Here is a 23,732-nt window from a genome sequence, read left to right as displayed (position 1 = left end):
GAGCACCCACCGGCTCAACCGTCTGACACACCCGCCTCTGCAAAGGTCGACATGCCGGAGTGACAGGCAATCGCGCCTTTCAAAACCCCGATTGCCAACGCAGCACCTGACCCCTCGCCCAGTCGCAACCCAAGCGACAAGAGCGGCGCCTTGCCCAAAGCCTCCAACATCCGACCATGCGCCCCTTCAGCACTCTGATGGCCAGCCACCACGTGATCCAGCGCACCGGCCACCGTCTTTTCCAAACAGGCCGCAGCTGCCGTACAAATAAACCCGTCCATGATCACCGGAATGCGCAGCGCACGCGCCCGAGCTATGGCCCCAGCCATACCGGCCAACTCGCGCCCGCCCAAACGCATCAAAACATCCAAACCATCGGTCGCAGCACCATGTGCAGCCAACCCATCGTCGACGACCTGCGTCTTCAACGCCAGCGCATCATCCGCAACACCAGTCCCACGCCCGGTCCAGTCCCCGGCAACACCGCCAAAGAGGCGCGCCGCAATGGCCGCAGCCGAGGTCGTGTTGCCAATCCCCATCTCACCCACAACCAACAGGTCCGCGCCCGCATCCACCGCGTCCCAGCCCGCGCGCAAGGCAGCAACGGCTTCGACCTCGTTCATTGCAGGACCCGTCGTGAAATCAGCCGTTGGCACGTCCAGATCGAGCGCCACCACATCCATCCGCGCGCCAAAGGCCTGCGCCAATTGGTTGATCGCCGCGCCACCATGTTCAAAATTCGCCACCATCTGCACAGTGACTTCCGGCGGAAAGGCAGACACGCCCCGCGCCGCAACACCGTGGTTTCCGGCAAAAACGATGACCTGAGGCGCTGTGATCTGCGGGCGTGCGTCGCCGCGCCAGCCTGCATACCAAATCGCCAGATCTTCCAGCCGTCCCAACGCACCCGGTGGCTTGGTCAGTTGTCCGTTCCGCTCCGTGGCCCCTGCCACCGCTGCATCATCTGCCACAGGCATGTCTGCCAAAAGAGCGCGAAGCCCGTCCAGTGTGTCAAAACTCATGTGCGTCATCCTTGCCTGTTGCTGTCACGCTCTTTACCCAATGCGCACGCGCCCGCAAGTCAGGACCGGACATGCCACAGAAAGAAACCGACATCCCCGTTGCGGCCCGCCTTTGGGACGTACCGGCCGCGCTTGTTCTGCTGACACGGCTGCCGCTGCCCGCATTGCCGGACCGGGCCTTTGCCAACGGTGCACGCGCTGTTTGGGCCTATCCGCTGGTGGGCCTCATACTGGCGCTGATCCTCTCGCCCTTATTTGGTGGCCTTGCCGCAATGGGGGTGCCCGCGCCGCTGACTGCCGGTGTGACCTTGGGCGCGCTGGCAATGCTGACAGGTGCCATGCACGAAGACGGGTTTGCCGACACCGCAGATGGGCTTTGGGGCGGACACGACATTACGCGACGCCTTGAGATCATGAAAGACAGCCGCATCGGCGCCTACGGCGTTCTGGCCCTGATCATCGCCATGGGACTGCGCTGGACCGCATTGGCTGACATCTCTTGGGTCGGCTTGCTGGCGGCATTGATGGTCAGCCGCGCGATGATGGTGCCGCTCATGTACGCCCTGCCCCATGCTCGCGACGTCGGGCTGTCGCGCTCCGTCGGCAGCGCCAGTTTTGGACCGACATGCGCCGCAGTGCTGATCGGCGCTGTTGGCGCGATTTTATGCGCAGGTGCTGCTGGACTTGTCGCTGTGGCGGCGGCGGGATGTGTCATGGGCGGCATGGCCAAACTGGCGCGCACGAAGATCGGCGGTCAGACAGGTGACATTCTCGGCGCGACCCAGATCGCCACCGAGATCACCGTCTTGGTCATTCTCGTGACCCTTGCCGCATGAAAAAGGCGTGTCCCCGCGGGGACACGCCTGATTTCAAACGATTTTTGATCCGAAGATCGCGTTACGCAGCCACACGGCTGGTCAGGACGTCGCCGACTTCCTTGGCGGCGGCGATCTCGTCACCGCCGGATACGGCGGCCACTTCGCGGGTCAGCCGCTCCAGCGCCGCTTCATAAAGCTGACGCTCGGAATAGCTCTGCTCGCGCTGGTCGTCGGTGCGGTGCAGGTCGCGAACCACTTCGGCGATGGCGATCAGGTCGCCGGAGTTGATCTTTTGCTCGTATTCCTGCGCCCGGCGCGACCACATGGCGCGTTTGACCTTGGCCTTGCCCTTGAGCGTCTTCATGGCCTGGCTGATGACATCGGGGCTGGACAGAGCGCGCATCCCGATCTCGGTCGCCTTGTGTGTCGGCACACGCAGCGTCATCTTGTCTTTCTCGAACGAGATGACGAACAGTTCCAGCTCAAGGCCGGCCACTTCCTGCTTTTCCACCGACGTGATCTGGCCAACGCCATGGGCGGGATAGACCACGTATTCGTTGGGGCGGAAGTCGAGTTTTTTAGATTTTGTCATTCCTGATCCTCATGCGACCACGGCACCTCCGGCAAATTTCGACAGTCAAAAACCGCATAAGGCGGGGCATCCTCTGCCCCGTCCAGGTGCGGTTTACGGTCAAAGATTTTATCAGGCCCACCAGCAAGTGCGGCGGGTCAGGGCGGCATCCGTATGTCAGTTGTTCAAGCAGCATAGCACAAAAACGACGCATTCGAAAGTTGACCTAGGGTCATTTTCCGAAAACCATGGCGTTTTCAGGCCGTTATATCCCGCAATTCATACCGCAGGCGCAGCGTTACCACGTCAAAAGCCGAATCGGTGCCTCAGCCGCCTTCGCCAGCATTTTCGGAAAACAGATCAATCTTGCCGGGTTTACCGTCCATGTCCTCGGCCGTTGGCAGCGGGTCTTTCTTGGTAATGATGACCGGCCACATCTCGGAATACTTGCGATTGAATTCGACCCACTGTTCCATGTCCGGCTCGGTGTCCGGGCGGATCGCGTCGGCGGGGCACTCGGGTTCGCATACACCACAGTCGATACATTCGTCCGGGTGGATCACCAGCATGTTCTCGCCTTCGTAAAAGCAGTCCACCGGACATACCTCGACGCAGTCGGTGTATTTGCAGGCAATGCAGGCATCGTTGACGATATAGGTCATGCGAGTTGTCTCATGTGTCAGTCAGAGGCCTAGCTAAATCAGCAGACCCAATCATTCAAGATGGCGCGCGCGCGAAAGATCACCCTGCCTGCGGTCCCGCTTGGTCGGGCGGCCTTTTCCCTCGAAACGTGGATTTTCCGGAACGGGCGTCTCTTTTGGCGGCGGTGGCGGGGACATATCCGTGTAAAGTGCCTGCGCTTCGGGCGCGGGTCCCCGGCGCGTACCGATGGCCACGACCTCGATGATGCGCACCACACGACCTTGTGAAAAGGTGAGGATGTCGCCGGGTGTGATGGTCGTGGACCGTTTTGTCACCCGGTCACCGTTGACCCGCACATCGCCTGCCGCAACACGTGTGGCGGCCAGAGATCGTGTTTTGAAGAAACGGGCGAACCACAGCCACTTGTCGAGGCGCAGTTTACCCGTGTTTTCGGCCACTTACTTGCCGTCCTTGAGCCCCATGAGGGCTGCGGCAAAGGGGTTGTCGGGGTCGATCGCCTTTTCCTTTTTGGGCGGGCGCGCCGAGAAGTTCTGGGCCTTGTTGCCGCCATCGCGGCGCGGACCACCTTTGCCCTTGGGTTTGCCTTTGGGTGCGCCCTTGCCACCCTGGTTGGGCCGGCGGTTGCCACCTTGCTGCGGGCGGCGGTTGCCACCTGCGTTGCGCCCCCAGGTGAAGGTGTAAAACACTTCCATCTCAGTCTCGGACGTGGCCGCATCAGGTGCCGTGCCGGGATCCGTTTCAGTCTCGGAAGACTGCGGGATGTCGGCGGCCACTTCGGGTGTTTCGGCGGCCTCGGCGATGATGGGCGCCTGCCCTGCATCGGCGATGTCTGCCGTACCCTCGTACACATCCGCGGGCGCGGGTGTTTCGCCCCCTGCCGTGGCAGGTGCTGTGTCGCCCGCATCCATCACCGGCGTGTCTGCTTCGGGCTTGGCGGCAATCACGGTATCAACCGCTTTGACCTTTTCGCGCTCACCCTTTTCAGCCTTGTACCCAAGACCTTCCATCAGACCAGAGAACTGTTCCAGCGTCATGCCGGTGATCGACAGCATGTCGGCCTTGGCCTCGAAACCGCCGCGCGAATCTTCGGAGCGGAGCATGTCCGCCAGCCGTTCCAACATGTCGATGCGGATGGCCCGGTCGCCCGCATTACGGTAGCCTGACATCGTGTCCACGCCGCGCGGTCCATCGGTCATCGCAGGCACGGTCACCAGACCGGGGGGCGGCGATTCCGGGAATTCTGACAGGCCGTTGACCAATGACCACAGCACCAGGCGCAGCCGTGTTGGTGCGGGTTTCAGCAGGAGCGGCATGAAGATCGTGAATTGGCCAAAGCGGATGCCATGTTTGCGCAGCGCACCGCGCGCATCCTGATCCAGCGCCTTGACGTCATCGGCCACCGTGGCACGGGGCAACACGCCCAGACCCTCGACCATCTGAAAGGCAAAACCCTTGGCCAGACCGGTCAGCGTCTCGTCGCGCTGGATATTCATCAGCGGTTCAAACTGTGCAGCAACCTTGCGGTCGATGAAGTGTTGCAGGCGGCGTTGAACCTTTTGCGCGACCTCAGGGCCGGCCACGTCGTCCACGAACACCTCGACCATGGGTTTGAGCGCGTCCGCGCCCGCCACCAATTTGCCGACTGCCGATGCGCCCCACATGAGGCCACCCTGTTCGGTAAAGTCCAGTTCGGTGTCCGGCGCGTTATAGAACCGATCAGCCCGAAGGTGGAAATGCGGTGCAAGCGCCTGAAGCGCCGCCGTCTTGATCGTCTTGGCCTCGGCCGCGCCCGCCCCCTTGTCCTGAGAGAACCGGAACCCGTCCAACTTGCCGACGAACTCGCCTTCGACAGTCACTTCACCTGCGTCATTTACTTCGGCCACCATGGCCTCCTTCTGGCCTAGCCGGCGCAGCAAAACAGATGTGCGCCGGTCTACAAATCTTTGTGTCAGCTTTTCGTGAAGAGCATCTGACAAGCGGTCTTCTACATGGCGTGTTGCGTCCCGCCAATGGCTTTCGTCATCGACCCAGCCCTTCCGCTGCGCCACGTAGGTCCATGTGCGGATAAACGCCAATCGTTTGCTGATGGCGTCGATGTCGCCGTCGGACCGGTCGATGCGCTTGATCTGGCGCGCCATCCAGTCGTTCGGGATCGTGCCGCGTTCGTGCAAATAGCGGAAAATGACGTCGAGCAGATTGGCGTGTTCCTGGTGGCTGATACCGCGAAAATCGGGCACGCGGCACACATCCCAAAGCAACCGGACCGACAGCGCGTCCGTGCAACGCGCGGTGACTTCGGCGGATTCAGCGAGCGATTTGAGCGCCTGAAGGTCGTCCGCCTCGCGCGCCTTGACCAGCACCTCGTGATCCGAGGGCGCCTCGAGACTGCGGATCAGGGCGTCGATGGTGCCAAATTGCAGCGCGTGGTTGCGCCATTGCAGTTTGGACAGCGGGGTAAAGCGGTGGTCCATGATCGCCTGGGCCACGCCATCGTCGAGCGGGCGCACGTCGCCTGTCACGCCAAACGTACCATCCTTTTGCCCGCGCCCTGCCCGGCCTGCGATCTGGGCCAATTCGTTGGGCGCGAGCGGACGCATCCGTCGTCCGTCGAATTTGGTGAGCGAGGAAAACGCCACGTGGTCAATGTCGAGGTTGAGGCCCATGCCAATGGCGTCGGTGGCCACAAGATAGTCGACCTCACCGTTTTGGTACATATCAACCTGCGCGTTGCGGGTGCGCGGGCTGAGCGCGCCCATGACCACGGCGGCCCCGCCCTTTTGGCGGCGGATCAGTTCGGCGATGGCATAGACGTTGTCGACGGAAAACCCGACGATGGCGCTGCGCGGGCGCATGCGGCTGATCTTTTTCTGCCCGGAATGGACCAATTGGCTCATCCGTTCGCGGCGCATGAACTGCGCCTCTGGCACCAGCGCCGCGATGGGGCCACGCATTGTGTCGGACCCAAGAAACAAGGTCTCGTGCAGTCCACGACTGCGCAGCAGCCGGTCGGTAAAGACATGCCCGCGCTCAGGGTCGGCGCAGAGCTGGATTTCGTCTATGGCCAGGAAATCGCATCCCATCCCTTCGGGCATCGCCTCAACAGTGCAGACCCAGTACTGGGTCCGGGGCGGGACGATTCGTTCCTCGCCGGTGACAAGTGCCACGACGGACGGGCCACGCAACGACACGATGCGGTCGTAAACCTCGCGCGCCAGCAACCGCAACGGCAGGCCGATCACACCTGTGCGGTGGCCCAGCATCCGTTCGATGGCATAGGTTGTCTTGCCTGTGTTGGTGGGGCCGAGAACGGCCACCACGCGCGTGTCGCCCGACATGGGCAGTCCCCCGATCCCTCGTCAGAGCGTGCGGCCAATGCCCTTGGCTTGCAGCTGCTTTAGCGCCTTGGTGGCGTTTTCGTGGTTGGGATGCAAGTCGAGCACCTCACCAAAGGCCTGTTCGGCGCGCACGTAGTCGCCGAATTCCTGTAACATTACGCCCAGTCCAAAGATCGCGTTGTAATTGTCGGGATTGAGAATCAACGCGCGCTGCAGATCGTCGAGCGCGGGGCCATAAAGGCCCTTCATGTAGTAGGCAGTGGCACGGGCGTGCCAGCCTTCGGCGAAATCTGGCGCATGGTCGGTCACCGCGGTGAGGTGTTCGATGGCCACATCGATGTCCTCTTCTTCGAGGGCGGCGCGGCCCCGGCGCAGAAGCATATCCAGCGATGTCGAGCCCGATTGCGCCCATGTGCGCTCGATCTCGCGGGTGAGGTGTGTGGCCTCGGCCGGTTCGGCGTCACGCAAGGCCTGCATCATCTCGTCAAGCGTGGATTGCGCCTGTGCAGGTAAGGAATTCCCTACTGTCAGTAAAAGTGCCGTGACGACAGGGTAGAGTTTGCGAATACGAGTGCCCATAACGGTGAATGTAACAGGCCGGGCTGCAAATTCCAGACATGCCTCCCGTCCACTGACCAAAAAGGGCATCAAAGATGAGTGACACAGTGACCGAAGCCGTGGCCGTGCTGAATGAAAAGCTGGCCAATGCCGATTTCAGCGGCACCGCGAAATTCGACATCGACGGCGAAGGTGCCATCATGATGGATGCAAATGGCGCGCGTGCGGCTGACGAAGAGGCCGATGTGACCCTGTCGGCGGATGCAGACACGTTCCGGTCCATCCTTGAAGGCGACACCAACCCGACAGCCGCCTTTATGACCGGCAAGCTGAAAGTGGACGGCGATATGGGGATGGCCATGAAATTGGCATCTGTGCTGGCCTGATGACCCTGACGGCTGCCCCTCTTTTCACCGATGTGAGCCCTGCGCCGATCGACGGGGCAGCTTATTGGACACATGCGTCCGACGGCGTGCGCCTGCGCGTCGGCGTGTATCAGCCCGACGCGCCCAAGGGGACAGTCCTGCTGTTTCCGGGGCGCACGGAATACGTGGAAAAGTACGCACCCGCCGCAGGTGATCTGGCGGCGCGCGGCTATGCGACGATTGTGATCGACTGGCGTGGCCAGGGGTTGGCGGACCGGCTGCTCGACGACGCCCGGATTGGACATGTCGAGACATTTGGCGACTACCAGTTGGACGTGGCGGCCATGGTTGCCGCCGCGCAAGAGCTGAACCTGCCAAAACCCTACTACCTGCTGGCGCATTCGATGGGCGGCTGCATCGGCCTGCGGTCGTTGCATGACGGCCTCGATGTGCGATCCGCAGCGTTTACCGGGCCGATGTGGGGCATCCGCATTTCTCCACACCTGCGCCCTGTGGCCTGGGCGCTGGGGCGGATGATGCCTGCGATCGGGCAAGGGCACCGTTTGCCGCCGGGGACGATCCTAGATTCCTATGTGCTGACTGCGGATTTCGACGACAACGTCCTGACCACCGATTTCGAGATGTTCGACATGATGCGGCAGCAGCTGCAGGCCCATCCCGAACTGGCCTTGGGGGGACCAAGCTTTGTCTGGTTGCGCGAGGCGCTGGACGAAACGCTGGCGCTGGCGCGTATGCCCGCGCCTCAGGTGCCTTGCGACGCTTTTCTCGGCACAAACGAACGGATCGTGCACACCGGGCGGATCGAAGCGCGGATGGACACCTGGACCCACGGCACGCTGCACATGATGCAGGGCGGTGAGCACGAGGTGCTGATGGAAGACGCCACGACACGCGCCGGCATCTTTGACACTATGACCACACGCTTTGCCGAGGCCGCCTGACCACGCGCCACTGGCCCCCGGAAAATAGCATGCTAGGTTTGCGCACATGGCTGCGCTGACCTTTACGCCTTCGGGCATCTATTGCCCCGCCGGGGATTTCTACATTGATCCGTGGAAACCGGTTGATCGGGCTTTGATCACGCATGGACATGCGGATCACGCCCGGTGGGGCATGGGGCACTATCTGGCAACCGATATCGCAGCGCCGGTGATGCGCCACCGTCTTGGTGACGTGTCCATCGACACGGTACGCTACGGCGAAACGCGCCGCATCGGTGGTGCAACCGTGTCGTTCCACCCCGCCGGTCACGTACCCGGCTCGGCGCAGATCAGGGTCGAGGTTGGCGGCGAGGTCTGGGTGGCATCGGGCGACTACAAGGTCGTGGGCGACGGGTTATCCACGCCCTTTGAGCCGGTGAAGTGCCACCATTTCATCACTGAGAGTACATTCGGCCTGCCCGTGTTCCGCTGGCAAAGTCAGGACGTGATTGCGGCACAGATCAATGACTGGTGGCGCGGATGTGCCGCCAACGACAAGACCGCATTTCTGGGCTGCTATGCCCTGGGCAAGGCGCAACGGCTGATGTCGATGCTGGACCCTGACATCGGCCCGATCCTGACGCACACGGCAATCGAGAACACAAACGCAGTGATGCGCGCGCAGGGTATCCCGTTGGCCGCAACCATTCAGGCGGGTGGCGACCTTGTTCACAAGGATCATCCGGGCGCTATTGTGCTGGCCCCGCCTTCGGCACTTGGATCCGCATGGGCGCGCAAATTTGGTCCACAAGAGACGGCATTTGCCTCTGGATGGATGGCGGTGCGCGGCATCCGTCGGCGACGCGCGGGCGACCGGGGATTTGTCATCTCTGACCATGCCGATTGGTCGGGCCTGTTGTCCGCGATCCGGGAAACGGGCGCAGAAAACATATACGTTACGCACGGTTATACGGATATATTTACGCGCTACCTGAATGAACAGGGGTGGAATGCGCAGGTCCTACAAACCGAATTTGGCGGCGAAGACGCAGAGGAAGACGCCGCATGAAACGCTTTGCTGCGTTGTTCAACGCCATCGACCAATCGACCAAGACAACCGTAAAAGTCGCGGCCTTGACCGACTATTTCCTGACCGCACCCGAAGAGGACCGGATCTGGACCATTGCCATATTCTCTGGCCGTCGCCCCAAGCGGGCGGTCAACTCGACCCGGTTGCGCGAATGGGCCGCTGAGGTTGCGGGCATACCGCTGTGGCTCTTTGAAGAGGCCTATCCCATTGTTGGCGACTTGGCAGAGACCATCGCCCTTGTCCTCCCCCTGCCGGACACGGACACAGATCACGGATTGAGCCATTGGATCAATGCGTTACGCAATCTTGCAAATGTGGAAGAACCCGCGCGCAAGGACTTTGTGCTGGAGGCGTGGCGCAGCCTCGACACCACGCAGCGGTTCCTGTTCAACAAGTTGCTGACGGGCGGGTTTCGGGTGGGTGTCAGTCAAAAACTGATGACCCGCGCGCTGGCTCGTGCGACCGGCAAGAACGAGGCCGAGATGGCGCATCGCCTCATGGGCGATTGGGATCCGGCCCGCATCACGTGGGCGCAGCTGACAGTCGACGATGACCCGGCGGCCAACGCATCGCGGCCCTATCCGTTTTACTTGGCGTATGCGTTTGATGACGCGCCGGAATCCCTCGGGAATCCAGAGGATTGGCAAGCAGAGTGGAAGTGGGATGGCATCCGCGGGCAATTGATCCTGCGCGACGGTGCGCATTACGTTTGGTCGCGTGGCGAAGAGTTGATGACCGACCGGTTTCCCGAATTGGCGCGGGCGTTGGATTTCATCCCGAATGGCACCGTTCTGGACGGAGAACTGCTGGCCTGGGGTGACGGCGCGCCGCAAAGCTTCAACGCCCTGCAAAAGCGTATTGGGCGCAAAACGGTTCCCAAGAAGCTGTTGAGCGAAGCGCCCGTGATCCTCTATGCCTATGATCTGCTTGAATGGGGTGGTGTTGATTATCGACAAGAGCCGCTTGAGGTGCGGCGTGCAACCCTCGAAGAGGTATGCGGAAACCTGCCCACAGATGCTCCTGTGAAACTGTCCCCGACAGTGCCGTTCGACGCTTGGGAACACTTGGCCGACCAGCGCGCCACGGCGCGCGCGGCACAGGCCGAAGGTCTGATGCTCAAGCGTCGCGACAGCCCCTATTTGACCGGACGCAAGAAGGGCGATTGGTGGAAATGGAAGCTGGACCCGCTGACCATCGACGCGGTCATGATCTATGCGCAGTCGGGGCATGGCCGCCGGGCCAACCTGTTCACCGATTTCACCTTTGCGGTATGGAACGGCAACGATCTGGTGCCATTTACCAAGGCCTATTCCGGGCTAACCGATGAGGAGTTTCGCAAGATCACTGCATGGGTGAAAAAGAACACGCAACAGCGCTTTGGACCCGTGCGGCAGGTCACGCCGGAACATGTGTTCGAGATTGCATTTGAGGGCATTCAAGCCTCCAGCCGCCACAAGTCAGGCGTCGCGCTGCGGTTTCCGCGCATGTCGCGCTGGCGTCACGACAAACCGATCCAAGAGGCCAACAGCCTCGACGACCTGAACGAGATGTTGAATACCTATGGATAGTGCCCAAGCTCCTTTTGCCGCGTCTGCGCCCACTATTGCCCTGCCGGAAAACGCGTGGGACGCCCATGTGCACATGCTGGGTGGGCCACAGCATCCCCTGTCGCCTACCCGCGCCGAGGACCCCGCGCCGGGCCATGACTTTGACGATTGGCTGAGGCTCTTTCGTGCGCATCTGGGCGCATTGGGATGTACGCGCAGCCTGATTGTCCATTCGATCATCTATGGAACGGACAACAGCGTGACATTGGATGCGGTGCGCGCGCTCGGACGGGGGTTCAAGGGCGTGGGCTTGTTGCCCGATGGCGCCAGCCAGGCGGAGGTGGCGCATCTGGCGCAGAACGAAGTTGTCGCCGTGCGTCTGAACTATGTGCATGGCGGTGTTCTGACCTGGGACGGGGCGCGGGCGATGGCACCGATGCTGGCCGATCAGGGCATGCACATCCAGATGCTGCTGCATGCAGATCAGCACATTGTTGAATTGTCAGATGATATACGCGCCCTGCCCGTGCCGCTGGTGATCGACCATTGCGGTTGGCCCACCAACCTCGACCCTGACACGCCAGCAATCGATACGTTGTGCAATTTGATGGCGGAGGGGCATGTGATCGTCAAACTGTCTGCGCCCTACCGGCTGACGAATGACATCGCGCTGGCCGCCCCCCTGATGCGCCGTCTGATCGACGCCAATCCCGATGCGTGTCTGTGGGGATCAGACTGGCCACATATCATGTTGAACGGTGCGGGCATGCCGCGGGCGGCGGCCCTTGCCGACGGCCTGAGCGCCATCACCACCGCCGAGGAACGGCAGAAGATCTTTGTGGACACGCCAACGGGCCTTTTCTGCCCTTGAATTGAACAATATTCACACGGCGGTGTTTTAAAGACAGAGCCTTGGTGCGACGCCAGACGGCCTGCACCGCGAAACCCTTGCCCCCGCTGACGGCACCTCATACCTATGACGCAACGCCCAACAAAAGGTACGCACATGTTCCACCTTCCCTTCCCTGTCCGAGACGCAAACGCCGCATCCGGGGATCAACCCTTGGGCAATTTGCCCGAATGGAACCTTGATGATCTCTATGCCGGCGAGGACGCGCCCGAACTCAAGCGCGATCTGGACTGGTTGGAGCAGGCCTGCACCAGTTTTGCCGCCGACTACGAAGGTAAGTTGGCCGCGTTGGACGCGGCGGGTCTGCTGACCTGTATCCAGCGTCAGGAACGCATCAACCAGATTGCGGGCCGCATCATGTCCTATGCGGGACTGCGCTATTACCAGCTGACCACGGATGCGGATCGGGCAAAGTTCATGTCCGACTGCCAGGAAGACATCACCAACTTCACCACGCCGCTCGTGTTCTTTACGCTGGAACTGAACCGGTTGGAGGACGACCATTTGAGCGCGGCCATGCAGCAAAGCGCCGAACTGGCCCGCTACAAGCCGGTGTTTGACAAGATCCGGGCGATGAAGCCCTACCAACTGTCCGACGAGATGGAAAAGTTTCTGCACGATCTGGGTGTGGTGGGCGATGCCTGGGAACGCCTGTTTGACGAAACTATTGCCGGTCTGACCTTTGACATCGACGGTGAGGCGCTGAACATCGAGGGCACGCTCAACTTTCTCACCGACCCGGACCGCAAAAAGCGCGAGACCGCGGCCCGCGAGCTGGCCGAAGTGTTTTCGAGCAATATCAAGACCTTTGCCCGCGTTCACAACACGCAAGCCAAGGAAAAGGAAATCCTGGACCGTTGGCGTGGCATGCCGACTGCCCAATCTGGCCGACACCTCAGCAACCAGGTGGAACCCGAGGTGGTCGAGGCGCTGCGCAACGCGGTCGTTGCGGCCTATCCCAAGCTGAGCCACCGCTACTATGAGCTGAAGCGCAAGTGGCTGGGCCTGGAAACGATGCAAGTCTGGGACCGCAATGCACCGCTGCCGATGGAAGACCCGCGCATTGTCGGCTGGGACGAAGCGCAACAGACCGTGATGGATGCCTACAATGCCTTTGATCCCCGGATGGGAGAGTTGGCGCACCCGTTCTTTACCAAGGGGTGGATCGACGCGGGCGTGAAACCCGGCAAGGCGCCCGGCGCTTTTGCGCATCCGACCGTCACCGATGTGCACCCCTATGTCATGCTGAACTACCTCGGCAAACCGCGCGATGTTATGACGCTTGCCCACGAATTGGGGCACGGTGTGCATCAGGTGCTGGCCGCCGGTCAGGGCGAGATGCTGTCGTCGACGCCTTTGACACTGGCCGAAACCGCGTCTGTGTTCGGTGAGATGCTGACATTCCGCAAGATGCTGGATGGGGCCAAGACAGATGCCCAGCGCAAGGTGATGTTGGCCGGCAAGGTCGAAGACATGATCAACACCGTCGTGCGCCAGATCGCGTTCTATGACTTCGAATGCAAACTGCACGAGGCACGCCGCGGGGGCGAATTGACCCCGGAGGACATCAATGCCTTGTGGATGTCTGTTCAGGCGGAGAGCCTTGGGCCTGCCTTTGAGTTCATGGACGGTTACGAGACGTTTTGGGCCTACATCCCGCACTTTGTGCACTCGCCGTTCTATGTCTATGCCTACGCCTTTGGCGACGGCTTGGTGAATGCCCTGTATTCGGTCTATGCCGATGGTGCCGAAGGGTTCGAGGACAAGTATTTCGACATGCTTAAGGCTGGTGGCTCAAAGCACCACAAAGAGCTGTTGGCCCCCTTCGGGCTGGACGCCTCTGATCCCAAATTCTGGGACAAGGGTTTGAGCATGATCTCGGGCTTTATCGACGAGCTGGAGGCCATGGAGGGGTGACCCCACTCCTGCGAAATCAGCTGCTTTGGTGATCGGATGATCACCCTCGCCCCGCTTTCGCCCCAAGACCTGGACCGCGTGGCGCACATTGAAGTGCGCCACGACCAAATCCGCTATTCCGGCACCGTTTCAGAGGCGTTTGACGCCGCAGAACCGGACGTCGATTTTCACGCCATCCTAAACGACGCGACCCCGGTTGGTTTTTTCAAGATCGACCGGGCATATGCCACACGGTATCCGTTTGCAGCACCCGATGGTCTGGGATTGCGCGCCTTCATGATCGATACAGCGCATCAGGGGTGCGGTTTCGGCACACGGGCCTGCCACGCGCTGCCTGCGTATATGACCCGCCAGTATCCGGGGCGCAGTGCGCTGTGGCTGACTGTGAACATTGGCAACCCGGTAGCCTACAGGGCCTATTGCAAGGGCGGCTTTGTGGACACCGGACAGATATGGCCGCATGGGGATGCTGGCCCGCAAAACGTCATGGTGATGACGCTGGTGTCTATTTGAGCTGACTGTCTTTTGACCCACGTCGGTTGATGCCACCCCGCGCCTGGAACGCGGCATCGCGTTCGGCGACACAATCAACGCAGAGTTTGACCCCTGGCAAGGCTGCCCGGCGCGCTTCGGGAATGGGTTCTTCACATTCAGCGCAGTGGGTCAGGCTTTCACCCACGGGGCGGCGGCGTGCCTGCATCCGTGCCAATTCATCTGAAACCGATGCTTCGATCTGTTCCGATACTGCGCCGTCTTTTGCCCAACCGCCTGCCATCGTCACCTCGCTGTTCAGCCGTTGTCATTCCTCGCCTTGTCAAAGATCGCGTCTATCATGGCTTGCGTGCCGCGCGCGTCCTCCAACGTCCACGGATATGGTGCAACGTCGCGCACATGCGCCGTGAACGCCTCAACCTGTAGCACATAATGGTCCACGCCGGGGAACCGTTCTTCGGTCATGACGCTGCCCTGATGCAATTCAAGCCGTGCCGTGGCAAAGCGCGCCGGGTTGAATGGCGCGGTCAGGCGGATCACCCCCGCATCACCGACAAAGGTCATGTCCTGCACCGGGTGGGTGCGCATCGAGTTCACCCAATGGGCGGTAAAGCTGGGGAACCGTGCCGAAACACGCGCCACGACGTCCACGCCGTTTTCAAAATCGACATCCGTGTGCGTGATGGCTTCCGGCTCTTCTCCGGTCATCCAGCGGGTTGCGCCATAGGTGTAGACGCCAATGTCCGGAATGCCGCCCCCACCGGTTTCCGGCCGGTTGCGCACATTGCCGGTATCAGTCGCATTGTTGTAACCGAACGTGCCTTCGACGTGGATCAACTTGCCAATCGCACCGTCGCGCAAAAGCGTGCGCGCGCGTTGCCATTGCGGGTGGTTGACGATCATATAGGCCTCTGTGGCGAACAGGCCCGAGCTGTCGCGGGCGGCAATCAGCGGCGCGTATTCATCCGCCGCCATCGCCATCGGTTTTTCACACAGCACGTGTTTGCCAGCCGCCAGTGCCTTGAGCGACCATTCCACATGCAAGTGGTTCGGCAGGGGAATGTAGACCGCGTCGATGCCCGGATCGGCCAGCATCGCGTCATAGTCCTCGAAAACCTGCAAACCGGGGCAAAACGCCTGGAACGGCTCGGCTTTGGCGGCAGCGGACGTGGCCAGAGCGACCAGTTCGGCGCCCCGTGCCGCGTGGATCGCGGGCGCCATGTCGCGCCGTGCAAAGGCGCTGGCGCCCAGAATACCCCATCGGATTGGATCTGACATAGCTGAACGCCCTCTTTCATGGTCACTGTTTGCGCTACCATACCCAAAGGCGCGCGCCCCACAACCCCGACCTGCCGCCGGGTCAGGGTTGGTGCTTTGACCCGACCGGGGCTACACTGATGTTTCACAGCAGAGGTGTCGCCATGCGTCTGGTCAAACGTATTCTTGCAGTCTTGCTGGCCCTTGTCGTCGTCGCGGTTGGTGCGTTTCTGGCGATCGCGCCGGGCTATGTGGAACGCAGCCGCAACGAAGTTGTGCCGCATGATCCCTACCCTGTTTCTGACACGGCGCGGGCACTGCACAACACACTGATGGTGGGTGACTGGCACGCGGACAGCCTGCTGTGGCAGCGCGATATTTCCAAACGCGCCACGCGTGGTCATGTGGACCTGCCCCGCCTGATCGAAGGGGGTGTGGCGCTGCAGGTGTTTTCTGCTGTGACGAAATCTCCTGCGGGGCAAAACTACAGTTCGAATTCAGCCGACACGTTTGACAACATCACGCCCTTGGCTATCGGTCAGCTTTGGCCGCCGCGCACGTGGGATTCGTTGCTGGAGCGGGCCGTTTACCAGGCCGAACGGCTGCACCGCGTCGCCAAACGTGCGCCAGACCGGTTGAGCGTCATCACCTCGCGCGCTGACCTGGAGGCGCATCTGGACATGCGCGCCAACGGTGGAACGGCCGTGGGTGGCTTGCTCGGGATCGAAGGCGCGCATGCGCTCGAAGGCGAGATTGCGAACATGGAGCGACTGGAGGCCGCGGGACACAGGATCATCGGATTGCATCATTTCTTTGACAATGAGCTGGGCGGATCCTTGCACGGCGTGAGCGGAGAAGGATTGACCGATTTTGGTCGCGCTGTGGTGCGCGAGATCGAGGCGCGCGGCATGGTGCTGGACCTTGCACATTCGCACGCAAACGTGGCGCGCGATGTGATCGCCATGACGGACATGCCCGTGATTGTCAGTCACACGGGGCTACACGGGTTTTGCCCGGTGCAGCGTAATTTCGAGGATGAAGTGATGATCGCGGTCGCCCAGACAGGTGGTGTGATCGGGCTGGGTTACTGGGGTTCGATCCTGTGCCGTGACGCAACGCCCGACGCCATTGCCGCCATGATCGTGCAGGCAGTGGATACGGTGGGGGCGGATCACGTGTCGCTTGGGTCCGACTTTGATGGATCGGTCAAGACGGCATTCGACACATCCGAATTGCCCGCGTTGACCCACGCACTGACCGCTGCAGGGTTGGACGACGACACCATCGCCAAAGTCATGGGCGGAAACATGATCCGCGTGCTGCGTGCACGGCTGAATTGACGTCTAGGGGTTCACGCGAGGCCACACCGTCCCAACACGCGGTCGGCCAGATCGGGATCCGTGCTGCTGAGGCAGCGGTCGCCAAAGTACCACCAGATGAACTTGTCATAGGCCCGTTTGCGGGGCGGGCGGGACAGGATTTGTGAGAGGTCTTGCGGGCTGCGGGCCACGTCGGCGATGTGGTGAAAATCCGACTGGCCGCACAGAACGACAGGCTTGCGGTGCAAATAGGCCTCGACCCCCACAGCAGAGTTGATCGTCACCACGCGGTCAGTGGCCGCAATCAGGTCATGGATATTGCCGGAACTGAGCGTCATATGCGGAAACTCGTCCGCCAATGCCCTCAACATCTCATGTGTGGTGGGGTCAGTGTCGCGTGGGTGCGGCTTGACCAACACTGGCCCGTCCGTGTCCGCGCAGACGCCGCGCAGCATCTGCCAGCGGTCCAGATAGCAGGTTTCACCAACGATGCGGTGCCCTTCGGATTGCAGAAACACAGCAGCCTTGGCCGGGTTTACTGCCGCCGCATCTGTGGGCTGTTCATAGCGGGACGTCCGTCCACCAACGATCCGCTTGCGCAATCTGCGAAAGAACGGGCGGGCCACCTCGGGGTCAATGTCGTCTTGTGGAAAGGCGGTCTTTCCAATCGAGGAAAAAGCCCGAATGCCCTGCGCGTCGAAATTCCAGAACGGATAGATGTACGCCACGTCGGCATTGCGCGCGCGCGGGTGTGCAAACCGCCCGTGATGCACCACATGGATGGCGCTGTCCGCCTCGACCCGTTGTGGCAGGGTGTCCCGGTCCAGCACCTCGACCTCATAGGCCACGCCACGCGCATCCAGCCCTTTCATCAGGCGGACATAGAACGGGCGAAACCCCTCTCCGCTCAGCGAAAACCAGGATCGGGGGACGTGAAAAACGAGGTCGGACATGGCATCAGATAGGCAAAAGCCCCGCCCGAAGGCGAGGCTTTTCGTTTTCTGTCGGTCGCGTTGGGTCAGGCCGTTGCCAAAAGACCTTTAGTCTTGGCGATGTCGCGCATCTTTTTCTGCAGCTTTTCGAACGCGCGCACCTCGATCTGGCGGATGCGTTCACGGCTGACGTTGTACTGGGCCGACAGGTCCTCAAGGGTGACGGTCTTGTCGCTCAGACGGCGTTGGGTCAGGATGTCTTTTTCCCGGTCGTTCAGCACGCCCAGCGCCTCGGCGAGCATCTCGCGGCGCACTTCCAGCTCGTCACGAGCCTCGTAGTCGCCCGCCTGGTCAGCGCTTTCGTCTTCCAGCCAGTCCTGCCACTGAATGGACCCTTCGCCCTCGGAGCCGACGGTCGCGTTCAGGGACGCGTCACCACCGGACAGACGCCGGTTCATGCTAACAACTTCGGCTTCTGTCACGCCCAGGTCGGTCGCAATCTGTGCCACGTTCTCGGGGCGCAAATCGCCTTCTTCCAATGCGCCAATCTTGGCCTTGGCCTTGCGGAGGTTAAAGAACAGCTTCTTTTGTGCCGAGGTGGTGCCAAGTTTCACAAGGCTCCACGAGCGCAGGATGTATTCCTGGATCGAGGCGCGGATCCACCACATCGCATAGGTCGCAAGGCGGAACCCTTTTTCGGGGTCAAACCGTTTGACCGCCTGCATAAGGCCCACGTTTGCTTCGGAAATCACTTCGGCCTGCGGCAGACCATAGCCGCGATAGCCCATCGCGATCTTGGCTGCGAGACGCAAGTGGCTTGTGACCATTTTATGCGCAGCGCCTGTGTCTTCTTTCTCGACCCAGGCTTTGGCCAGCATGTATTCCTCTTCCGGCTCCAGCAGCGGGAACTTGCGGATTTCCTGCATATAGCGGTTCAGACCGCCTTCGGGTGTGGGTGCGGGCAGATTTGCGTAGTTGGCCATGATGTCCCTCCTGTACCCCTGTTCCTTTATGTTTAGGGGCTTAACATTGCATATGGGACGGCGATCTCGTGCGTTCAAGGGGCACGGGTCGTCGCAGATGTGAATATCGCACGCCCCGCACCGGTTTGGCAGGGCATTGCCTGCGCTCTCACGCGCATGTGCTGTTCGTTACAGCCGCATCTTAACAAAACGTAAATAATGAGCGCAGTGGCCCGTCAGGCGGCCAGATGGTCCAACAATGCGCTGAAATCTTCCGGCAAAGGTGCCTCAAATCGTAACAGTTCACCCGTCACGGGATGCTCAAATCCCAGAACTGCGGCGTGCAGAGCCTGCCGCGCAAAGTTTTGCACCGCCGCCGCTGCATTGTCGCTAACCGCACCGCGCGCCAGTTTGCGCCGCCCGCCATAAACAGGATCGCCGACCAGTCCGTGACCGGCATGAGCCATGTGAACACGGATCTGATGTGTGCGCCCGGTTTCCAGCCAGCATTCGACCTGCGCCAGTACAGCGGGTGTCCCGTACCGCGCCACGACACGCGCGCGCGTCACGGCATGGCGGCCACCGTGAAACAAGACGGCCTGCCGTTGGCGATCAGTCTTGTGGCGCGCCAGTTGCGTGGTCAGTTTCAGCACATTGCCCGGTTCGAAATTCGTGCCTTTGATGCCGCGCAAACGGGGATCGTTGGCGTCCGGCACTCCATAGACCAGCGCCCGGTAGTACCGTTCGACACTGTGCGCCGCAAATTGCGCGGCCAAACCGTGATGGGCGGCATCGCTTTTGGCGACAACCAGTAAACCGCTGGTGTCCTTGTCGATGCGGTGCACGATGCCGGGGCGTTTCAGACCGCCGACACCAGACAGATCATCACCGCAATGAAACATGAGCGCATTGACCAGCGTTCCCGAAGGCGAACCCGGTGCCGGGTGCACAACCATACCTGCGGGCTTGTTCACCACGATCAGTGCGTCGTCCTCGAACACGACATCAAGTGGAATGTCCTCAGCCGCGATGTGGCTTTCCGTGGCTTCCTCGACGCGCACCTCGATGGTGGCCCCTTCGGACACCCGCGCCTTGGGGTCAGTCGCAACGATGCCGTCTACGGTCACCGCACCGTCCGCCAACAGCCGCGCGAGGCGCGTGCGCGACAGGGCGGCACCCTCTGGCACGTCCCGTGCAATCGCCTTATCAAGGCGCGGCGGCGGATCGGCAGCAATCACAAAGGACACGGACGTGGACGACATGGACACCCCAGAAGAACCCGCCAACCTCGCGTTCCTGCGCCGGTTGGTCACGGTGTTGACGATCATCATGATCGGGGGCGTTGTAACGGTGGTTGCGCTGCTTGTCATCCGGTTGAACGCAGGGCCCGCTCCCCTGCCCTTGCCCGAAAAAGTCACCCTGCCGGGCGGCGCTACGGCAACAGCGTTTACGGTTGGATCAGACTGGTTTGCCGTCGTCACCGAAGACGATCAAATCCTGATCTTTGATCAAGTCACGGGCACATTGCGAAACACCCTGACAATCGACTGACGCCCCGACCAGCCCCTCTCATTTTACAAAAATTTTCTTTCCAGACTCCGCAATTCTGCGTAGCGTTTTGGAATACTGAAAATTTTTCTTAACGTGATTCATTGGAATTGCATTTAAATAGAGGGTGTTATGGACACAATTACGTTCAGCGAACAGGGATTCGGCACGGTCGACCCCACATATGTATTTGACGACAATACGGTCACATTTGATGGCGTGATCCTGGGGGATAGCGCACAACCCGCTTCGCCCGTCATTGCCGCGAATTTCAGTTATCTCGGGCCCGTTTTCATCAATTTCGACATCCCCGTTGATTTCGTATCATTGGACGTTGGTTTTTTTGACAATCTGGGCAGCACTCGTATTGAATTTCGCAATGCCGCCGGGGAATTGCTGTTCTCGACCAACAATGACGACCTTGGTGTTCTGACCTTTTCATTCGCATCGGAGGAAGGGATCGCATCCGTTGCGGCCATCGACGAATCCTTCGACGCGTCGGGCTTTTCGGTCGATACAGTTGTTTTTGGCGAAAACGTAGAACAATTGCCGCCACCTGCCGTTAGCCTGCTGGACAGTGCGCCCGCAACAATTGACCGGAATTTCGGCACCGTAGATGAAGGAGCCACATTCTTTTACCAAGGGTCTGTTGGCGGAACCGACACCGAGGACGCATTGCGGATCAATGTGGCCGAAGACATGGTCGCCACATTCAATGTCTTTCTGGCCAGCAATTCCGGTAACGTGTCGACCTTTACGGTCAATCTGACCGAAGGCGTCAATTTCGTGAACGTCGCGCCCCTCGAAGCTTATGAGAACGCCGAAGACTACGTGGTCACCTTTTCCGTGGTGGACGCCGAAACCACACCGCGCGAAGAGATCATCGACGACCTGCTCGAAGAACTGCTGGGTGGTGTGTTCAACTTAGCAGAAGTCTCGGCTGACCTGGCGACCTATTTCCGTACGAATGCTGGCAACATCGACGAATTGACAGGCTTCCTGGATGATTTCGGCAAGAAGTTGGGATTGATCGGCCTGGCCCTCGACATTGCCGGGCGGATCGACAACGTCATCGCAGCCGAAGAGCCTGACCAGCAGGCCTTTGTCGAAACAATTGACATGCTTACTGGGATTGCGATCACCGGGGTGGTCAGTGCAGGTGCTACCTACGTCGGCACACCGCTGGCCGGTATTCTGGGCGGCGTTGTATCGGGCGTCGTCTATACCAACTTCATCAGTGACGGTGTGCGCGACGAAGCCGGAGACTTCTACGACGATCTCGTGGGCAACCCGAGCCAACAATTGAACCTCAACACGTTGCTCAGTGCGCAGATTGATCTGACTGACTTTACCTTTGACGCAGAGTTTTACCTCGCAACCTACCCGGACGCGGCAGAAGCCGTAGAATCTGGCGAAGCGATCAGCGCGATTGTTCACTACCTCACCACAGGTATCGGCCTCGGCTATGAGATCAACGCAGGCGGTGCAGTTGTCGATCCCGGCGACCTCGCCGGTGATTTCGAAATCGCCAATGCCGCCAACCTCTACAACTTTGGTGTATTCACAGCGGCGGCAGGCGACCTGGCCGGAGACGCCGTGTCCACCGGCGAAAGCGCACTGGCCGATTTCATCAACGAACAGCGCACCGAAGGCACCGAGTTTGCCTTCAACGCGGCGCTGTCTGCCTTGGCAAACCGCGTGGCCATTGACCTGGTCGTCAACCAGAACGGCGCCCCACTGGGCGGTGCCATTTCCGAAAACGCTGCGGGATGGATCACCGAACTGTCCAATGGCGAGATCTGGAACGACGCATTGGCGGATTTGGCCACCGAAAGCGGCATTTTCCTCGGGCAAGCCTCGATCCTCGGTGCGTTTAATCCCGGCACTTCTATCGAAGAGGTCTATGAGTACATCAACAACTCGCTGGCGGGCACGGCCTTGCTTGTCGGGTTGGACAACAACAGTGTGGGCATTGCCGAATTTGGCGGCATTTGGGTGGTCATTGTCACGCCTCAAATCCTCGACGACGATACGGTGATCGACGACACGGATGTGTTGCGTCTGTTTGGCGACGCCATGGCGGATTTCCTGCTCGGGACAGGCATTTCCGACCTGATCGAAGGGCTGTCGAACGCGGACCAGTTGTCCGGGCTTGGGGGCGACGATGATATCTCTGGCAATGGCGGCAATGACACGCTGGATGGCGGCGAAGGTGACGACATGCTGTCCGGTGGCTTCGGCTTTGATGATGTAACGGGCGGCGCGGGCAACGACACGATCGACGGTCAGAACGGTGCCGATACGCTGAACGGTGGCGACGGCGATGACCAGGTGTCAGGTGGCGCGGGCAACGACAGCGTCGACGGCGGCGCCGGAGACGACGTCATCAGCGGCGGCATCGGTTTCGACACGATCAACGGCGGACAGGACGATGATGTTCTGACAGGACTTGCGGGTTTTGACGCCCTGAACGGTGGCGGCGGAGACGACGTGTTGAACGGCAATGACGGCTTTGACCTGTTGTCAGGCGGCGTCGGCAACGACACGTTGAACGGCGGCATCGGGACTGACACGCTGAACGGCAATGCAGGCAATGACCTGCTTGTCGGCGGCGCAGGTTCTGATGTGCTGAACGGGGGCGCTGACAATGACACCCTGAACGGCAATGCGGGTGCTGACCTGCTCGAAGGCGGCGCAGGCGATGACCGCCTGAATGGCGGGATTAACCAGGACACGTTGCGCGGCGGTGAAGGCAACGACACCGTGCTGGGCGGCAATGGCGCCGACATGCTGGACGGCGGCGGCGGCAATGACCGTGTCGAGGGCAACGCTGGCAGCGACACGCTCACCGGTGGGGCGGGTCAGGACACGCTCAAGGGCGGGATCGGGGCAGACACGTTTGTGTTCTCTGCCGGTGACGACAATGACAGCATCACCGACTTCCAGGTTGGTGTGGACGCAGTCGAATTGGATCTGGACCTCTTTGGAGGTACGGCGCCCACCGCTGCTGCTTTGTCCGCCCTCGCATCAACAAGTGCGGACGGTTTCCTGGTCCTGACATTTGGCGGCGGCGACAGCCTCACCTTCAACGGGGTAACATCCCTCGCTCAGATCGACGATGATCTGACCTTTGTCTAAGCAATGAGGTGTAGGGCGTTTCGGCGCCCTGCACATGCCTGGCGCTGCGTTTCCTGAAACGGTTCTCACGCGCAAGCGAAGACGGTTCAGTCGCCTATTTCGAATTGAACATATAGTGCTCGTTGGAACTCAGATCATTCCAAGGTCGTACAACATGATAGTGAGAAGATGGTGCACCGGAGAAGAACAACCTAGAACCTTTTTCGAGCGATGAGCTGCTGTTAGAACTGGAGAACTGGAGAACTGGAGAACGGTTCTGCGGGCGGAGCCAGAGGTTATTGCGAAGCTTTCGGAGTTTCAGGCGGCGGCAACAGGGGTGAAACCGGACGACGAAGTCGCAGATAATC

The 23,732-nt window shown here is 60.6% G+C and carries 22 protein-coding genes; 11 read left to right on the top strand and 11 right to left on the bottom strand.

Going from position 1 to position 23,732, the window contains the following annotated elements; translation table 11 throughout:
- Positions 1 to 14: 14 nt before the first annotated feature.
- Complete coding sequence (gene cobT / locus Q0936_RS04445) at positions 15 to 1,022, bottom strand: nicotinate-nucleotide--dimethylbenzimidazole phosphoribosyltransferase (protein WP_299297191.1); 1,008 nt, start codon at positions 1,020 to 1,022, stop codon at positions 15 to 17.
- A 71-nt stretch (positions 1,023 to 1,093) separates the two neighbouring features.
- Here cobT and cobS point away from each other — a divergent pair, with 71 nt between their 5' ends.
- Positions 1,094 to 1,858: an adenosylcobinamide-GDP ribazoletransferase gene (gene cobS / locus Q0936_RS04440; RefSeq protein WP_299297192.1), complete on the top strand. Its 765-nt coding sequence runs from the start codon at positions 1,094 to 1,096 to the stop codon at positions 1,856 to 1,858.
- A 61-nt stretch (positions 1,859 to 1,919) separates the two neighbouring features.
- Here the strand turns inward: cobS and Q0936_RS04435 are convergent, their stop codons facing one another.
- From Q0936_RS04435 to Q0936_RS04415, 5 genes are all read right to left on the bottom strand, one after another.
- Positions 1,920 to 2,432 (bottom strand): CarD family transcriptional regulator, encoded by a 513-nt coding sequence (locus Q0936_RS04435; protein ID WP_299146506.1) that lies wholly within the window; start codon positions 2,430 to 2,432, stop codon positions 1,920 to 1,922.
- A 305-nt stretch (positions 2,433 to 2,737) separates the two neighbouring features.
- On the bottom strand, positions 2,738 to 3,073 hold the full coding sequence (fdxA, locus tag Q0936_RS04430; protein WP_299146507.1) for a ferredoxin FdxA: 336 nt from the start codon (positions 3,071 to 3,073) through the stop codon (positions 2,738 to 2,740).
- Positions 3,074 to 3,124: 51 nt separating this feature from the next.
- Complete coding sequence (locus tag Q0936_RS04425) at positions 3,125 to 3,511, bottom strand: RNA-binding S4 domain-containing protein (protein ID WP_299297193.1); 387 nt, start codon at positions 3,509 to 3,511, stop codon at positions 3,125 to 3,127.
- A complete protein-coding gene (locus tag Q0936_RS04420) occupies positions 3,512 to 6,409 on the bottom strand; it encodes a helicase-related protein (protein ID WP_299297194.1) in 2,898 nt (965 codons plus the stop codon).
- 21 nt (positions 6,410 to 6,430) lie between these two features.
- Positions 6,431 to 6,988, bottom strand: coding sequence for a tetratricopeptide repeat protein (locus Q0936_RS04415; protein ID WP_299297195.1), 558 nt, complete (start codon positions 6,986 to 6,988; stop codon positions 6,431 to 6,433).
- A 74-nt stretch (positions 6,989 to 7,062) separates the two neighbouring features.
- Here Q0936_RS04415 and Q0936_RS04410 point away from each other — a divergent pair, with 74 nt between their 5' ends.
- The 7 genes from Q0936_RS04410 (at position 7,063) to Q0936_RS04380 (ending at position 14,250) form a co-directional block, all read left to right on the top strand.
- Positions 7,063 to 7,353 (top strand): SCP2 sterol-binding domain-containing protein, encoded by a 291-nt coding sequence (locus tag Q0936_RS04410; RefSeq protein WP_299146511.1) that lies wholly within the window; start codon positions 7,063 to 7,065, stop codon positions 7,351 to 7,353.
- Complete coding sequence (locus Q0936_RS04405; protein ID WP_299297196.1) at positions 7,353 to 8,294, top strand: alpha/beta hydrolase; 942 nt, start codon at positions 7,353 to 7,355, stop codon at positions 8,292 to 8,294. Before Q0936_RS04410 ends, Q0936_RS04405 begins: the two co-directional genes overlap by 1 nt.
- A 46-nt stretch (positions 8,295 to 8,340) precedes the next feature.
- Positions 8,341 to 9,342 carry a ligase-associated DNA damage response exonuclease gene (locus tag Q0936_RS04400; protein ID WP_299297197.1) on the top strand — a complete coding sequence of 334 codons (1,002 nt, stop codon included), beginning with the start codon at positions 8,341 to 8,343 and terminating at the stop codon, positions 9,340 to 9,342.
- Positions 9,339 to 10,931, top strand: coding sequence for an ATP-dependent DNA ligase (locus tag Q0936_RS04395; protein ID WP_299297199.1), 1,593 nt, complete (start codon positions 9,339 to 9,341; stop codon positions 10,929 to 10,931). Before Q0936_RS04400 ends, Q0936_RS04395 begins: the two co-directional genes overlap by 4 nt.
- Positions 10,924 to 11,781, top strand: coding sequence for an amidohydrolase family protein (locus Q0936_RS04390; RefSeq protein ID WP_299297200.1), 858 nt, complete (start codon positions 10,924 to 10,926; stop codon positions 11,779 to 11,781). The genes Q0936_RS04395 and Q0936_RS04390 overlap by 8 nt, the downstream gene beginning before the upstream one ends.
- Positions 11,782 to 11,916: 135 nt before the next feature.
- Positions 11,917 to 13,737 (top strand): M3 family oligoendopeptidase, encoded by a 1,821-nt coding sequence (locus Q0936_RS04385; protein ID WP_299297201.1) that lies wholly within the window; start codon positions 11,917 to 11,919, stop codon positions 13,735 to 13,737.
- Positions 13,738 to 13,773: 36 nt separating this feature from the next.
- Positions 13,774 to 14,250, top strand: a complete 477-nt coding sequence (locus Q0936_RS04380; protein ID WP_299297202.1) for a GNAT family protein — start codon at positions 13,774 to 13,776, stop codon at positions 14,248 to 14,250.
- On the opposite strand, the gene Q0936_RS04375 is transcribed toward Q0936_RS04380, so the two are convergent.
- Both Q0936_RS04375 and Q0936_RS04370 read right to left on the bottom strand, forming a co-directional pair.
- The gene (locus Q0936_RS04375) at positions 14,243 to 14,512 is read right to left on the bottom strand and encodes a DksA/TraR family C4-type zinc finger protein (RefSeq protein WP_299146518.1); all 270 of its coding nucleotides are present in this window, start codon (positions 14,510 to 14,512) and stop codon (positions 14,243 to 14,245) included. The genes Q0936_RS04380 and Q0936_RS04375 overlap by 8 nt on opposite strands.
- 14 nt (positions 14,513 to 14,526) lie before the next feature.
- Positions 14,527 to 15,507, bottom strand: a complete 981-nt coding sequence (locus tag Q0936_RS04370; RefSeq protein ID WP_299297203.1) for a Gfo/Idh/MocA family oxidoreductase — start codon at positions 15,505 to 15,507, stop codon at positions 14,527 to 14,529.
- Positions 15,508 to 15,626: 119 nt separating this feature from the next.
- On the opposite strand from Q0936_RS04370, the gene Q0936_RS04365 reads away from it, so the two are divergent.
- Complete coding sequence (locus Q0936_RS04365; RefSeq protein ID WP_299297205.1) at positions 15,627 to 16,826, top strand: dipeptidase; 1,200 nt, start codon at positions 15,627 to 15,629, stop codon at positions 16,824 to 16,826.
- 11 nt (positions 16,827 to 16,837) lie between these two features.
- Here Q0936_RS04365 and Q0936_RS04360 read toward each other — a convergent pair whose 3' ends face one another.
- The 3 genes from Q0936_RS04360 to Q0936_RS04350 all read right to left on the bottom strand — a co-directional run bounded on the left by Q0936_RS04360 (position 16,838) and on the right by Q0936_RS04350 (position 19,961).
- A complete protein-coding gene (locus Q0936_RS04360; RefSeq protein WP_299297207.1) occupies positions 16,838 to 17,758 on the bottom strand; it encodes a hypothetical protein in 921 nt (306 codons plus the stop codon).
- Positions 17,759 to 17,823: 65 nt separating this feature from the next.
- Positions 17,824 to 18,720 carry an RNA polymerase sigma factor RpoH gene (rpoH, locus tag Q0936_RS04355; RefSeq protein WP_299297209.1) on the bottom strand — a complete coding sequence of 299 codons (897 nt, stop codon included), beginning with the start codon at positions 18,718 to 18,720 and terminating at the stop codon, positions 17,824 to 17,826.
- Positions 18,721 to 18,935: 215 nt separating this feature from the next.
- On the bottom strand, positions 18,936 to 19,961 hold the full coding sequence (locus tag Q0936_RS04350) for an RluA family pseudouridine synthase (RefSeq protein ID WP_299297210.1): 1,026 nt from the start codon (positions 19,959 to 19,961) through the stop codon (positions 18,936 to 18,938).
- Here Q0936_RS04350 and Q0936_RS04345 point away from each other — a divergent pair.
- Positions 19,960 to 20,250, top strand: coding sequence for a DUF6476 family protein (locus Q0936_RS04345; RefSeq protein ID WP_299297211.1), 291 nt, complete (start codon positions 19,960 to 19,962; stop codon positions 20,248 to 20,250). The two genes, Q0936_RS04350 and Q0936_RS04345, sit on opposite strands and share 2 nt — an antisense overlap.
- Positions 20,251 to 20,379: 129 nt before the next feature.
- A complete protein-coding gene (locus Q0936_RS04340; RefSeq protein WP_299297212.1) occupies positions 20,380 to 23,385 on the top strand; it encodes a calcium-binding protein in 3,006 nt (1,001 codons plus the stop codon).
- The last annotated feature ends 347 nt before the right edge of the window (positions 23,386 to 23,732 follow it).

This window comes from uncultured Tateyamaria sp. (assembly GCF_947488715.1).
Lineage (GTDB): Bacteria > Pseudomonadota > Alphaproteobacteria > Rhodobacterales > Rhodobacteraceae > Tateyamaria.
This window is presented reverse-complemented; position numbering and strand designations above follow the sequence as displayed.